This window comes from Serratia sp. LSHTC3 (assembly GCF_057197125.1).
The window spans coordinates 703,643-717,310 of the sequence record NZ_JBXUNP010000002.1 but is presented as its reverse complement, the minus strand read 5'-3'; the positions used below and the strand labels follow the sequence as shown (position 1 = coordinate 717,310).

The window sequence follows — 13,668 nt, the reverse complement described above, 5'->3', positions numbered from 1 at the left end:
CATTTTTTAAGTACAGGAAATAGGGAAAATGAGTCTAAGCAGATTCCAGCTACAGTTTCACCTGGAGAAACAGGCCAACATCATCAGGCAGTCACCGGCGTTCCACGCCGCCATCGTCAAACACGGGGAATTATTGAGGGAGACCTACAAGAAGCATCCGCTGTTTTACAAAATCATTTTCAGGAACAGCCGGTTCATCATCTGCTCCACCATCCTGTCCATTTATTACCACCAGCACGCCGCCGCGCTGAAAGACATCAAAGCCTTTTTCAAAGGGAAGAATATGATCAGCGAGAATTCCCTGGATTCCTTTCTGTTCTTTTTACGGGTCGGGCGCCGGCTGGAGGTCAAACCCTGCGAACATGACAAACGCCAGTTACGCTATAAGCCTACGCCGCACGCGCTGGCGGAAACCCAGGCGCTGATCGCCTCAATGGCGCGCCCTTATCAGGCGCTGGCGCCACAGATGCCCATCGCGGCGCTGCTGGCGGCGCCCGACTTTCTGTCCACCTTTTTCGCCGCCTACGGGCAACTGATGCTCAAGGAGGTCTACCTGATCGACCTGGTGCCGCAATCCGCGCTGTTCATCAGCAAAGATGCTGGCCACATGGTGCTGTTGATGTTGTTTATCGAAAGCATCCGACAGGACTCCCCCTTTCTGCTGCTCTCCTCGGCGAAAATCGCCAAGTCCTGCTCCGTCTCACGCGCGCACGTGAACCGCATTCTGCAGGCGGCGGAAAAATCCGGCCTGCTGACCACCACCAATAATGTGGTGATCGAACTCAACAGTTCGTTCTTCATCATGGCGGAGCGCTATTTTAGTCTCTATTTCGCGATGGTCGAATTCGGACTTGAACGGGTTTGGCAAACGCTACAATCCGCCACGCACTCCTGAGCCCTTTAGCGCGCCCGCAGCACCCGATCGATCAGCCCCCAGGCCGCCGCTTCGTCGGCGGTCATAAAGCGATCGCGATCCAACACCCGCTCCACCTCTTCATAACTTAGGCCGCAATGTTGGGCATACAACCGAATCACCGTGTCTTTGGTGCGCTTCATCTCTTCGGCGTGGATCAAGATGTCGGAGGCCTGCCCCTGAAAGCCGCCCAGCGGCTGGTGCACGTGCAGGCTGGCATTAGGCAGCGCCATGCGGTGCCCCGATTCGCCGGCCATCAGCAGGAACGAGCCCATCGAGCGCGCGGTGCCCATGCACAGCGTATGCACCGGGGCGCGGATATACTGCATGGTGTCGTAAATCGCCAACCCGCTGGTGATCACTCCGCCCGGCGAGTTGATATAAAGATGGATGGGTTTTTCCGGGTTTTCCGCCTCCAGAAACAGCAGCTGGGCGCACAGCATTTCGGCCACGTCGTCGTTGACTTCGCCGTTAAGGAACACGATCCGATCGCGCAGCAGACGCGAATAAATATCAAAGGAACGTTCTCCCCGGCTGGTCTGTTCCACCACCATCGGGACGAGCATCATCTTCTCACGCATCGGTGAACTCCTGGGTTGGCAACAAAGGGAAATGTGTTTAACGCGTCAGGCGGCGCGCATCACCGTCGGCGGGCCATCGTTGGCGGCATCGAGCTGGTGGATAATCCGCAGCAGGCTGCCGCCGCCGGCGTCCGGCACGATCTGCAGGGTGACGACGCTTTCGAGAAACGGCGGTTGGTCGTCGCGCAAGCGATAGCTCACCGCCTCGCCCGGCGTGGCGGCCAGCGGCTCGGCCTGCGCCAGATCCCCCGTCGGCAGCCACTGCTCACGCAATTCGGGAACGCTGAGCGCCCGCCACACTTTTTCCGGCGGCGCCTCGAGCGAATATTCCAACACCAGCCGGTCGCGCGGCGGCCGCTCAGTCTGTTTGTTCATTGATCCATGTCCTTCAGCAAAGTTTGCAGCGCGTCGATGCGCGCCGGCCAGTAGGCGCGGTACTTCGCCAGCCACTGGGCGATCTGCGCCAGCCCTTCCGGGTCGACCTGGTAATTGACGCAGCGCCCCCGCCTCGTCTCGCGTACCAGCCCGGCGTTACGCAGCACCGCCAAGTGTTGCGACATCGCCGACTGGCTGATGGGCAGCCCTTCGCGCAACGCACTGGCGTTCATGCTGGCGACAGCGAGTTTGTCGAAGATGCTGCGGCGGGTCGGATCGGCCAACGCCTTGAAGATGTCATTTTCGTTCATACAAACACATTAGTATTCACTTATGTATTATGCAAACGCAGAGGCAGATTTTTTTCGCAAGGCGAGACTCCGCGCCGGGGCGCGGAGTCGAGAGGTGAGCAATTACAGCGGTTTATTGCATGCGGGCGTGGTCAGCGCCGGTTGACCGGCAGGCGCCCCCTCCTGCGCTTCCAGCGCGAGACGCGCCAGCGGCATGTCTTCGTGGTAGCGCGCCTCGGCATTCAGAGTCTTTGAGTAGCGGTTGTACTTCCACCAGGCGTAGCCGAGGAACACCACCAGCCCGCCGACGTTATAGAACACGATGGTCATGATGCTGGCGCCGGTCGGGAACGTCGAGGCGAAGAAGCCGACGGTGAAGATGGCGATCAGCACGCTGACGATGGCGATGCCCTGCAGGCGCGAGCCCATTTTGAAATCGCGCGCCACCCGATCGTACTTCAGACGCAGATTCAGGTAGGCCAGCATGATGAACAGCGGCGGCAGCATCGAGGCGGCGGCGGTCATGTTGATCAGCGTGTTCATCAAATCCTGCACGCTGCTGGAGCCCAGCGTCGGGATCAGCATCAGCGGGATAACGATGAAGAACTGGATCCAGGCGGCGCGCGTCGGCACGCCGTGCCGGTTCAGGCGGATGGTTTTCTCGCCGAAAATGCCCTTCGGGATCTCGGTGAAGAAAATTTTCACCGGCGCCGCCGTCCACATCAGCAGCGAACCGAACATGGCGGTGAAGGAAACGATGCCGACAAAGCGGTTCATCAGCACCGTCGGCAGGCCAAAGTGCGCCGACAAGCCTTCGAACACCTGTACCGTACCGCCGGTAAAATGCAGGTCGGTGCGGTGCACGAATACGTTAATCAGCAGCGATGACACCGAATACAGCACGCCGATGAACAGCCCGGAAACGATGATCACCTTCACGAAGGCGCGGCTGCCGCCTTTCACATCGTTCACGTACACCGCCACGGATTCCGCCCCGCCCGCCGCCTGGAAGATCCAGGCGGTAATGCCGAGGAACGCCCAGTTGAAGTTCGGCGTCATCGCCTGCACGTTGATCGGATCGGCCGGCTCGATGCCGCCCAGCACCGCCGCGCCCGCCAGGATGATGTAGGAAAACGTCAGCAGCAGCATCAGCGACGAGGTGACGGAGGTCATCGGCCCCAGCAGTTTCGCGCCGCTGTTGGAGATGTAGGTCGAGAAGGCGAACAGGAAGATGCTGATGATCGCCGTGGTCAGCGGCGTAAACACATAGTCATAGCCCAAGAACGCGTAAGAAGCGTAGGCGATGACGCGCGGCAGCAGCGCGGTGAAGAAAAACAGATTCACGAACCAGTAGGTGTAGGCGGTGATAAACGCCCAGCGCCCGCCGAGCGCACTTTTGACCCAGGCATAGACGCCGGCCTCGGAGTTGCGGTTGAGCGAGACGAACTCGGCGATGATCAGGCAAAAGGGAATGAAGTAAATGATCGTCGCCACCAGGAATACCGGCGACGAGGCGATGCCGAGCTGAATATTGTTGTTGATCACGTTGTTGAAACTGAACACTGCCGCAAACGTCATCGACAGCAGGCCAAACTTGCCGATGGTGTTTCTGTTCGACGCAGCCATAGAGATTCTCCGAATGGTGTAGGGGACTTCGGTTTGTTGTTATCGATCGGCGGTCGCGCTATTTGTTGATGAAATAGCTGTCTTCCACCGTCACTTTTAAAATGACTTTTTTTACCTTGCCGCTTTCTTTGAAGCGGTGAGCCTGGTGGTTTTCGAAGATCACCACGTTGCCTTTACCGACCCGGCGCCTCTCGCCTTCGCCGCTGAAAAACTCGCGGTCGGTTTCGTCCTGATAGGGCGCCACCGTCGTCAGCGCCCGTTTGTCGGCGACTTCGACGATCTCTTCTCCCTCGAGGTAGTAGTGCACGTCGAAGTAGCGGCGGTTGCCTTCCAGCCAGCCGTGCTGCCGGCCGGCGCCGACGCTCAGCCGATAGGTCAGCGAGTCGCCGATCGAATGGCACACGTTCGGGCTGATGCGATCGACATTGGCGATCGCCTCCATGCAGCGCAGCCATTTCTTGCCGCTGTGATAAATGCGCTGAAACTCCGTCAGGGATTCGAGAATGATCATGCGTTTTCCTCCGCAGACTGCGGGTGATGAGGGGCCGGCGCGAAGTCATAACCGGCGAGCGTGGCGCCGTCCGTTTGCCGGCCGTCGAACGGCACCAGCGTGAAGCCGTAGCTGAACGGCGCCAGATAGACCCGGTGGGTATCCAGCACCTCGGAGCCCCAGGAGTTGGAGCCGAGACCGAGCACCTGATCGTCCAGGTTCAGCGTCAGGCAATCGTCAGGCTCCAGCTCGTTGATGTGCTGAGCCCGATGCAGCATCTCGGCGCTGTACGGCCACAGGCTGAAGTTGATCGGCCGCCGCGGTTGGATGAAGATCCCCTTGCCCGCCGCGTCCTGCAGGCTCAGCCAGCGCACGTCCTGCCGATTGCCGTTGTCCTGCGGGAACGGATAGTGTTCGAACAGCGCATCGGCGCGCTGCCGGTAGCGGCCGATAAGGTTGGCCCGGCAGCTGTCGCGGTAGTTCTCACCCGGCCCGCGGCCGTAGTACTCCACCTGCTCGAAGCGGCGGCTGATGCCGAAATCGAGACCGATTTTCGGGATCACCTGCCGGAAATCGCCGTAAGGCTCCCCGGCCAGATCCAGGCTGACACAGCCCTGCGGAGAGATGCGCCAGCGATAGGTGCAGCGCATGCCGAAGTCGAACACCGGCGGCGCGATCAGGCTGCGCACCTCGATCAGCAGATCTTCGCCCTGCCATTGCCGGCTAAGGCGGCGGAAATGCTGTTGCATGATGGGGAAGTGATACGGCAACCAAATCCCCTCATATTCCTGTTTATGGTTATCGATCACCGGTTTGAAGAAGGTGATGCGCGGCGCGCGCCCCACCATTTCTTCATCGTCTACCCGCCACGACAGCAGTTCGCCGCTCAGCAGCGAGAACGCCAGCTGGAACCGGCCGCCGCTGACGAGCAGCTGATGATTTTCCTCGCGGCATTGCAGCGCCGGCGCATCGGCCAACGGTGGAGCCGGTAGCCGCGTCGCCGCCTGGCGCAGATGCTGGTAATGCCCCAGCAGTTGGCCGCTCTCGCTGTAGCGGGTGGCGCTGTCTTTATGCACCGCCACGTCGATCAGCGTTTCCCCCTGCCCCAGCGCCAGCACCGGCAGGTGCATGTCTTCACTCTCGCCCGGCTGCAGATGCGGCAGCTTGAATTCGTAACTCGCCACCTGGCGGCCGTCGGTCTTGACGCTGACCTTCAGCGTGATGTCCGCCAGCGAGCTGAACCAGTAGCGGTTTTTCACCCGCAGCACGTCGCCTGCGCCTTCTTCCGCCGTCACTTCCACCGGGCATAGCACCTGCTGATATTCACGCAGGCCGGGGCCGGGGCGCTGGTCCGGGTAGATCAGGCCGTCCATGCAGAAGTTGTAGTTGTTCGGGTAGTCGCCGTAATCGCCGCCGTACTGGTAGCGCTCGCGCCCCTGCTCGTCGTGGCTCAGCAGACCGTGATCGCACCATTCCCAGATATAGTGCCCCTGCAAACTGGCGTGACGGTTGAACACCGACTGGTATTCGAACAGCCCGCCGGGGCCGTTGCCCATGGCGTGGGCGTATTCACACAGAATGCGCGGTTTGGGGTGCGGGTATTCACCGAAGGCGTTCATCATCGCCACGCGGGAATACATGGTGCTGATCACGTCGGTCACTTCGGCGTCGCGATCTTCTTCGTAGTGGATAAGGCGGGTCGGATCGAGCGCCTTGCAGCGCCGGGCCATGGCGCGAATGTTGCACCCGTAGCCGGACTCGTTGCCGAGCGACCAGATGATGATCGACGGGTGGTTTTTCTGCGCCGCCACGTGGCGCTCGATGCGCTCGACGTAAGCCTGCTCCCAGCGCGGATCGTCGGTAATGCGGCTCAGATCGCCAACGTTGGCAAAGCCGTGGCTCTCCAGATCGGTCTCCGCCATCACAAACAGGCCATAGAGATCGCACAGCTCGTAAAAACGCGGATCGTTGGGATAATGGGCGGTGCGCACCGAGTTGATGTTGTGCTGTTTCATCAGCACGATGTCGCGCTCCATCCGCGCCATATCGACGGCGCGCCCTTTTCGGTGATCGTGATCGTGGCGGTTAACGCCGTGCAGTTTGAGGTAACGCCCGTTGACGTACATCAGCCCGTCGCGCACCGCGATCTCGCGGAAGCCCACCCGCTGCGGCACCACGCCCAGCAGGTTGCCGGCGCCGTCATACAGGCTGAGCAACAGCTGATACAGATAGGGATTTTCCGCATTCCACTGCTGCGGGCGGCTGACCGGCAGCTCGAAACGGCAGATCAGCGCCCGCTCGATGCGCAGATCGTCGCGCCACTGCTCCGCCACGCAGCGATCGCCGTCGAACAGCTGCGCCTGCAGGCGGCAGCCCTCGGCGGCCGGCGATCCGAGATGGCGCAGCTCGGCGTCGATCGCCAACTGCGCGTCGCAATAGCGTTCATCGAAGGTGGTGACCAGCGTCAGATCGTGAAGATGAGTGGCGTTCTGGCCGATCAGATAAACGTCGCGGAAGATGCCGGCCATCCACCACATGTCCTGATCTTCGATGTAGGTGGAGTCGGCCCACTGCATCACCCGCACCGACAGCAGGTTCTCGCCCTGCCGCACATAGGGGCTGATGTCGAATTCGGCGCACAGTCGGCTGCCCTTGCTGAAGCCGACATAATGGCCGTTGACGTACACCTCGAAGTAGGTTTCCACGCCGTCGAATTTGATCAGCACTTGCTGGTCCCGCCAGCCGGCGTCGAGCGTAAAGTGGCGCTGATAGGCGCCGGTGGGGTTGTTGGTCGGCACGTAAGGCACGTCGATCGGGAACGGGAAGCCCTCATCGGTATACTGCAGGTGGCCGTGCCCTTCCAGCTGCCACATGCCCGGCACCGCCATATCGCCCCAGTCGCTCATCGGCTCACGGTAAAACGCCGCCGGCACCTGCGCCGGGTGCTCGAAGAACCGAAAGCGCCAGCGGCCGCTCAGCAGTTGGAAACGCCGGCTGGCGTTGCGATCGAAGCTCAGCGCCTGCCCGGCGTCCGCGTAGCTGAAGAAGCTCGCGCGCGGCGCCAACCGGTGCTCCGACTGTTTTTCAATGTTTTCCCAATTATTCACGTCACGTCTCCCGACACCTGTGCAATGCGGAAACGATAGTAAATATTTAGTAAAAACTACAGCCGATATTTACCAAATGACGACAGGATCACAATAAATCTCAAATGCCTTTTTTTATCATGACGTTAATTTTGAGCGCCAACGCCCCCCGCCGAGGCGGGGGCCGGTCAGGCGACGGTGGTGTCGCGCAGCTGCAGCGAGCTGGGAACGAAGATCGACAGCGGGACCGCGCGCTCATCGCGCAGCCGCTCCGCCAGCAGATTAACGGCCTGTGCGCCCATGGTTTCCGAAGGGATGCGCACCGTGGACAAGGCGGGGAAAATAAAACGGGCGGTGGGAATGTCGTTGACGCTGATCAGCGCAATCTGCCCCGGCACCTGGACGCCGTGTTCGTGCAGCGCGCGCAGCACGCCGATGGCGATCGAATCGGTCGCCACCAGCAGCGCCGGCGGATAGCCATTCTTGCTCTGCAACATCGCTTTGGCGCACTGGTAGCCCGACTGGCTGCTGAAATCGCCGTGGTAAATATCCTGCGGCCGCACCACGTTTTGCTGCCGGCCATACTCGACGAACGCCTGCTCGCGCTGGTCGATGCCGGCCGGATGGTCGCGCCCGCCGATAAAGCCGATGCGCTGATAGCCGCGGCCGATGAAGTAATCGATCACCTTGCGGCTGATCTTGTACAGGTCGACATTGACGCAGTCGAAACGCTCATCGTCCACCACGCCGTCGATAAACACCACCGGCGTTTCCTGCAGCCTGAGCTGCTCATACAGCGCGGGCTGTGGCCGGCCGATCACCAGCAGGCCGTCGGCCGCCGGCAGCGCCTTGTCGCCGGTAAAGTCGTAACCGGCGCTCAGCATCACGCCCAGTTTTTCGCACTGCGTTTCGATGCCGTAGCGCATCGCCAGGTAATAGGGATCGTTGATCTCCACACCCTGCGTATAGGTGAACAGCGCGGTGAAATGCAGGCGATGTCCGCTTTGCCGTTTGGAGGGCGCCACCTTGTATTCGAGGCGCTCCGCCGCTTCCAGGATCTTCTGGCGGGTTTGCGCCTTCACGCTCAGGGTGGGGTCGTCATTCAACACGCGCGAAACGGTGGCGACGGACACATTAGCGGCTTCAGCAATTTCCTTCAGTGTGGCCATAGAGTCCCAATGCACAGACGAAAAACGGTAGCTTAATCGGATAGCGGCGCAACGTACAGTGCCGCCCGCCCCTCTCTTCCCAGACCGGGCCAGCGCTCGCTCATGCAAACCGCTGCCGGGCGCCTGCAGCGAAAGATACCCATTTCACCCGTTGTGATCAAGTTAACGATTTACTGATTAAAGCGTATTTTTTACTAAATATTTTACTAATATACCTGCCGTTTACCGCCCGCGACCGGGCGGACTTTATCTCTTCTCCCAAGGAGCCGGGAGCGACCTTGCGTGAGCCGCCGTTCGACTGACGCACCGATCCATCCAACACCAGGCACATGCCCCATGACATCAATAAATCATCACGCCCTGTTGCCCTTGTTACTGATACTCAGCGCGCCGGTCTGGGCGGCGCAGGAACCCGTTACCCCGGCGGAGCGCAATCAGCTGCCGCCGCCGCCGTTGCCCGAAACCGCCGCGACCGCCCTGCGCTTTTACGGCGAGCTCGGCATCGGCGGCAGCGTCTATTTGAACGGCGAACATCAACATAAATACAGCGACGGCACCTACATCGAAGGCGGCCTCGAGATCAAACAGGGCCATTGGTTCGGCCTGATTTACGGCGAGGGCTGGACCGTGCAGGCCGACAGCCAGGGCCACGCCTGGACGCCCGGACACGGCTGGGGCGGCTTCGAGGGGGGCCTGAACCGTTTCTACGGCGGTTACCGTACCGATGACGGCACCGAGATGATGCTCAGCGTACGCAACGACTCGTCGCTCGACGATCTGCAATGGTGGGGCGACTTCACGCCGGAGTACGGCTACGTGATCCCCAACACCCGCGATCTCAGCTACGCCGCCAAGCTGCAAAACCTGACCGGGCGCTTTCGCTACAGCGTGACGGCGGCGCCGGAAAGCCGCATCGACGAGAGCAAGGCGCTGCTGCACTTCGGCAAATACGACCGCTACTCCGACAAATACACCTACCGGGCGATGATCAACGGCTACACCCAGTACGATCTGCAAGACGGTCTGACGCTGCTGAACGGCCTGGAGGTGACCGACGGCCTGGGGCAGCTGTTTCTGCTGGGGCTGCGCGGCAAACACCTGGCCGGCCGCGTCTGGCACCACACCGGCAAAGGCGACAGCGGCGGCCATCCCGGCAGTGAATCGGGCCTGATGCTCAGCGCGATGACGGAAACCGCCAAAGGGCTGTACCTCTCCACCGCCTACAGCTACGCCCGCCACCGGTTTGATAACGCGGCGGATACCGCCACCTCCTACGCCCAGTTCGGCGTCTGGTACGAATATGCCGGCGGTAAGCTGGCCACCGCGCTGGACAGCAAATTCTTTATGCGCAATGACAGCACCGGCGCCAGCAACTCGGTGTTTCTGATGCAATATTTCTATTGGTAACCGTTGAGGCCCCTACGATGAACATGACTCCCCTGACGCCGCTGGCCACCGCCCTCACCCTCGCGCTGACGCTGGCGGGCTGCGCGCCGAAAACGCCCGCCGCCCCACAGGCCGAACGCTACCCAAACGTTATCGATCGCCACGGCGCGCCGCATTTTATGCTCGACTATGACTTCGACGATCATCAACGCTTCAACCCGTTCTTCGATCTCGGCGCCTGGCACGGCCACCTGTTGCCGAGCGGCCCGGAAGGCATGGGCGGTTTCCCCGGCCCGGCGCTGCTGACCGAAGAATACATCAACTTTATGGCCAACAATTTCGATCGGCTCAGCGTGTATCGCAACGGCAAGCCGGTGCATTTCACCATGACGGCCTACAGCCTGCCCGGCGCCCTGGTGCAGCGGCTCAGCGCGCCGGGGGTTACCGTCAACCTGACGCTGCGCTTCGCCAGTGCGCGCACCTCGCTGCTGGAGACGCAAATTATCACCGATGCGCCGCTGGAGCTGGTGTGGGACGGTGAATTGCTGGAGCGCTACGCGGCCAAAGAGCAAAAACCGCAGCCGCCGGCGACCCTCGAACAGGCGTTTCCGGACTACACGCGCCGCATTGTGCCGACGGCGGACGGCCTGCGCGTCACCTTCGGCAAGGTGCGTGCGCCGTCGCAGCTGATGACCTCCGGCCAGTCCGAGTATCAGATCCATAAATCGCTGCCGCAGCGCACCACGGTCGACGGCCACCGCTTCCGCGCCACGGCGCGCATCGCCGGCACCACCACGCTGTACACCACCTATTCGCACCTGCTCACCGCCGACGAGGCGAAGCGCGAACAGCGCGCTATCGCCGACATCCTCGCTCACCCGCAGCGCTATATGGCCGCGTCGGCCCAGCGTTGGGAACGCTATCTCGCCGCCGGGCTCCGCAACCCGCACGCCACGGCGGAACAAACGCGTGTGGCGGTCAAAGCGATAGAAACGCTGAACGGCAACTGGCGCGGCGCCGCCGGGGCGATGAAGTTCGACTCGGTCACCCCGTCGGTCACCGGGCGCTGGTTCTCCGGCAACCAGACCTGGCCGTGGGACACCTGGAAACAGGCCTACGCCATGGCGCACTTCAACCCGGACGTGGCCAAGGACAACATTCGCGCGGTGTTCGCCTACCAGATCCGGCCGGGCGACGCTTTGCGGCCGTGGGACGCCGGTTTCCTGCCCGACCTTATCGCCTACAACCCCAGCCCGGAGCGCGGCGGCGACGGCGGCAACTGGAACGAACGCAACACCAAGCCGAGCCTGGCGGCCTGGGCGGTGATGGAGGTCTATCGCGTCACCGGCGATAAGGGCTGGCTGGCTGAGATGTATCCGAAGCTGGTGGCTTACCATGACTGGTGGCTGCGTAACCGCGATCACAACGGCAACGGCGTGCCGGAGTACGGCGCCACCCGCGACAAAGCGCACAATACTCCCGACGGGCGCATGCTGTTTACCGTCAAACGCGGGCAACGCGAGCAAACGCTGGCTGGCCTCGACAACTACGATCGCATCGTGCGCGAGGGGCATTACGACAGCATCGCGATCCCGGCGCAGACCGCCGCCTCCTGGGAGTCGGGCCGTGACGATGCGGCGGTATTCGGCTTTATCGATCCGGATCAATTGGCGCGCTACGTGGCGCAGGGCGGCAAACGCGAAGACTGGCAGGTGAAATTCGCCGAAAACCGCGCGCCGGACGGCACGCTGCTCGGCTACTCGCTGCTGCAGGAGTCGGTGGATCAGGCCAGCTATATGTACAGCGACAACCGCTACCTGGCGGAGATGGCCGATATTCTGGGCCGCGGCGCGGAAGCCGCCGCCTTCCGCGCCAAAGCCGACCGGCTGGCGGCCTACATCAACACCTGCATGTTCGATAAACAGAGCGGTTTCTTCTACGACATCCGCATCGAAAGCCGGCCGTTGGCCAACGGCTGCGCCGGTAAACCGATCGTCGAACGCGGCAAAGGGCCGGAAGGCTGGTCGCCGCTGTTCAACGGCGCCGCCAGCCAGCCGCACGCCGATGCGGTGGTCAGGGTGATGAAGGATCCGCGCGAGTTCAATACCTACGTGCCGCTCGGCACCGCGGCGCTGACCAACCCGGCGTTCGGCGCGGACATCTACTGGCGCGGCCGCGTGTGGGTCGATCAGTTGTATTTCGGCCTCAAGGGCATGGAACGCTACGGCTATCGCGACGACGCGGTAGCGATGGCGCAGGCCTTCTTCCGCCACGCCGACGGCCTGGTCGCCGACGGGCCGATCCGCGAGAACTACAACCCGCTCACCGGCAAACAGCAAGGCGCGCCGAACTTCTCCTGGAGCGCGGCGCATCTGTACATGTTGTATAACGACTTCTTCACGCAATAAGCCGCGGCGGCCACCGCCATCGTTGCCCGGCGGTGGCCCGCGTTTATGATCGGATCGGGATCACCAGCACGTCGATATTCAGCTGGTTGATGGCGTTGCGGGTAGAAGAAAACAGGTTGCTCCACAGATCGTGGTGATGGCCGAACACCAGAAGATCGATGTTCTTGTCCACGACCGCCGTGCGCAGTTCGTCAACGAAGCCGCCGCGCCCGATAATCACTTCCGCGATCGGATAATTGACGTTTTGCGTGGTGGGTTCCAGCTCTTTGCGGATCTTCTCTTCGAACGGCACGCCGTCATAACTGCGCTCCGAAAAGCCGATCGCCGCGTGGTAGGTGTCGTAGTGGACGTCCACATAGATCAGCGAGAGTTTGGCCTGCAGCGCCTCCGCCAGCAACGCCCCTTTTTCGACCAGCCGTTTGCCGTCATCGCTCAGATCGGTGGCGATGACAATATGGTGGTAACACATAGCGCCTCCTGTCATGGACTCGGTTGAGCCGAGGCTCCGATATCACGCCGGGGTCATATCGTTATGATTAATTTTAGTTCAGAAATGGCGCTCGTGGCGGGAGGTGATGCAGTGGGAAAGCCCCGTCGCCGGGGCTGAAGGCAAAAAATTATTTCTCGCGCTGCGCCTCAAACCAGACGTTGCACAGCGACAGGATCAGCGTGTTGGCGTCTTTCACCAGCACGTTATCGCCGGGCACCCCATCGGTGCCCTGATCGGTGATGCCTTTGATGGCGGTATCCGCGTGCTGAATGGCCACGCGCTCGACCGACGGCGTGCTGATGCCCAGCATCGGGAAATCGATGTAGGAGCTGCTGCCGGCATTGTCCTCGACAAACTCCTGCGCTTCTACGGTGCTGACGGTGGCCCCTTCGCTTTTCAGCGCCGTGCCGTTCCAGCTGAACGCATCCGCTTTGTAGCTGATTTTGCCGCCGATCAGGCTCTGCGCCTGCTGTTGATCCCAGCAGCCGGTGGTCTGGGTCGGCACGATCTTGCTGACGCGCCAGTTGCCCAGCAGCTGTTTGGGGATCGGCCCGGTATCGCTTTCCGCCGCCCGAACCTGAGTCGCCGAGACGCAGGCCAACACCACCAGCGGCAGCAGCGCCTTGCTCCAAGTGTTCAATCGCATTGTCTTTTCCTTCGTTTCAGTACCCAGTCTGCCCTCGCGGGCCAACGGCTATCATAATAAGCCCGCCGATTCGCCGTCAAAACAATCCGCTCCGCACCGGGCCGCGGCCGCTCATAGCTAATCGCTATGAGTCATAGTGAATCAGTATTTTGTTTTAGCCCAGCGATTACCTACAGTCACTGCCACTATTCTGCCCGCCAAAATTAGC

12 protein-coding genes are annotated in these 13,668 nt (G+C 61.4%); 3 read left to right on the top strand and 9 right to left on the bottom strand.

Annotated elements, in window-relative coordinates; translation table 11 throughout:
- The first annotated feature begins 28 nt into the window (after window positions 1-28).
- Window positions 29-895, top strand: a complete 867-nt coding sequence (locus tag AC2CGI_RS10690; protein ID WP_015377557.1) for a hypothetical protein — start codon at window positions 29-31, stop codon at window positions 893-895.
- A 5-nt stretch (window positions 896-900) separates the two neighbouring features.
- On the opposite strand, the gene AC2CGI_RS10685 is transcribed toward AC2CGI_RS10690, so the two are convergent.
- The 7 genes from AC2CGI_RS10685 to ebgR form a co-directional block, all read right to left on the bottom strand.
- Window positions 901-1,494: an ATP-dependent Clp protease proteolytic subunit gene (locus AC2CGI_RS10685; RefSeq protein WP_015377556.1), complete on the bottom strand. Its 594-nt coding sequence runs from the start codon at window positions 1,492-1,494 to the stop codon at window positions 901-903.
- A 45-nt stretch (window positions 1,495-1,539) separates the two neighbouring features.
- On the bottom strand, window positions 1,540-1,869 hold the full coding sequence (locus tag AC2CGI_RS10680) for an SRPBCC family protein (RefSeq protein WP_076740324.1): 330 nt from the start codon (window positions 1,867-1,869) through the stop codon (window positions 1,540-1,542).
- On the bottom strand, window positions 1,866-2,180 hold the full coding sequence (locus AC2CGI_RS10675) for an ArsR/SmtB family transcription factor (protein WP_076740325.1): 315 nt from the start codon (window positions 2,178-2,180) through the stop codon (window positions 1,866-1,868). The genes AC2CGI_RS10680 and AC2CGI_RS10675 overlap by 4 nt, the downstream gene beginning before the upstream one ends.
- A 102-nt stretch (window positions 2,181-2,282) precedes the next feature.
- Window positions 2,283-3,785: an amino acid permease gene (locus tag AC2CGI_RS10670; protein WP_015377554.1), complete on the bottom strand. Its 1,503-nt coding sequence runs from the start codon at window positions 3,783-3,785 to the stop codon at window positions 2,283-2,285.
- Window positions 3,786-3,843: 58 nt separating this feature from the next.
- The gene (locus AC2CGI_RS10665) at window positions 3,844-4,296 is read right to left on the bottom strand and encodes a beta-galactosidase subunit beta (protein WP_015377553.1); all 453 of its coding nucleotides are present in this window, start codon (window positions 4,294-4,296) and stop codon (window positions 3,844-3,846) included.
- Complete coding sequence (gene ebgA / locus AC2CGI_RS10660) at window positions 4,293-7,382, bottom strand: beta-galactosidase subunit alpha (RefSeq protein WP_076740326.1); 3,090 nt, start codon at window positions 7,380-7,382, stop codon at window positions 4,293-4,295. Before ebgA ends, AC2CGI_RS10665 begins: the two co-directional genes overlap by 4 nt.
- A 167-nt stretch (window positions 7,383-7,549) precedes the next feature.
- The gene (gene ebgR / locus AC2CGI_RS10655; RefSeq protein WP_076740327.1) at window positions 7,550-8,530 is read right to left on the bottom strand and encodes a transcriptional regulator EbgR; all 981 of its coding nucleotides are present in this window, start codon (window positions 8,528-8,530) and stop codon (window positions 7,550-7,552) included.
- Between the two features lie 336 nt (window positions 8,531-8,866).
- Here ebgR and ygjJ point away from each other — a divergent pair, with 336 nt between their 5' ends.
- Both ygjJ and ygjK read left to right on the top strand, forming a co-directional pair.
- On the top strand, window positions 8,867-9,937 hold the full coding sequence (gene ygjJ, locus AC2CGI_RS10650) for a protein YgjJ (RefSeq protein ID WP_021504841.1): 1,071 nt from the start codon (window positions 8,867-8,869) through the stop codon (window positions 9,935-9,937).
- Between the two features lie 17 nt (window positions 9,938-9,954).
- Window positions 9,955-12,324, top strand: coding sequence for an alpha-glucosidase (ygjK, locus tag AC2CGI_RS10645; protein WP_080497815.1), 2,370 nt, complete (start codon window positions 9,955-9,957; stop codon window positions 12,322-12,324).
- Window positions 12,325-12,367: 43 nt separating this feature from the next.
- Here the strand turns inward: ygjK and AC2CGI_RS10640 are convergent, their stop codons facing one another.
- Both AC2CGI_RS10640 and AC2CGI_RS10635 read right to left on the bottom strand, forming a co-directional pair.
- The gene (locus AC2CGI_RS10640) at window positions 12,368-12,793 is read right to left on the bottom strand and encodes a universal stress protein (RefSeq protein WP_015377548.1); all 426 of its coding nucleotides are present in this window, start codon (window positions 12,791-12,793) and stop codon (window positions 12,368-12,370) included.
- Window positions 12,794-12,941: 148 nt separating this feature from the next.
- Complete coding sequence (locus AC2CGI_RS10635; RefSeq protein WP_015377547.1) at window positions 12,942-13,460, bottom strand: hypothetical protein; 519 nt, start codon at window positions 13,458-13,460, stop codon at window positions 12,942-12,944.
- Between the last annotated feature and the right edge of the window lie 208 nt (window positions 13,461-13,668).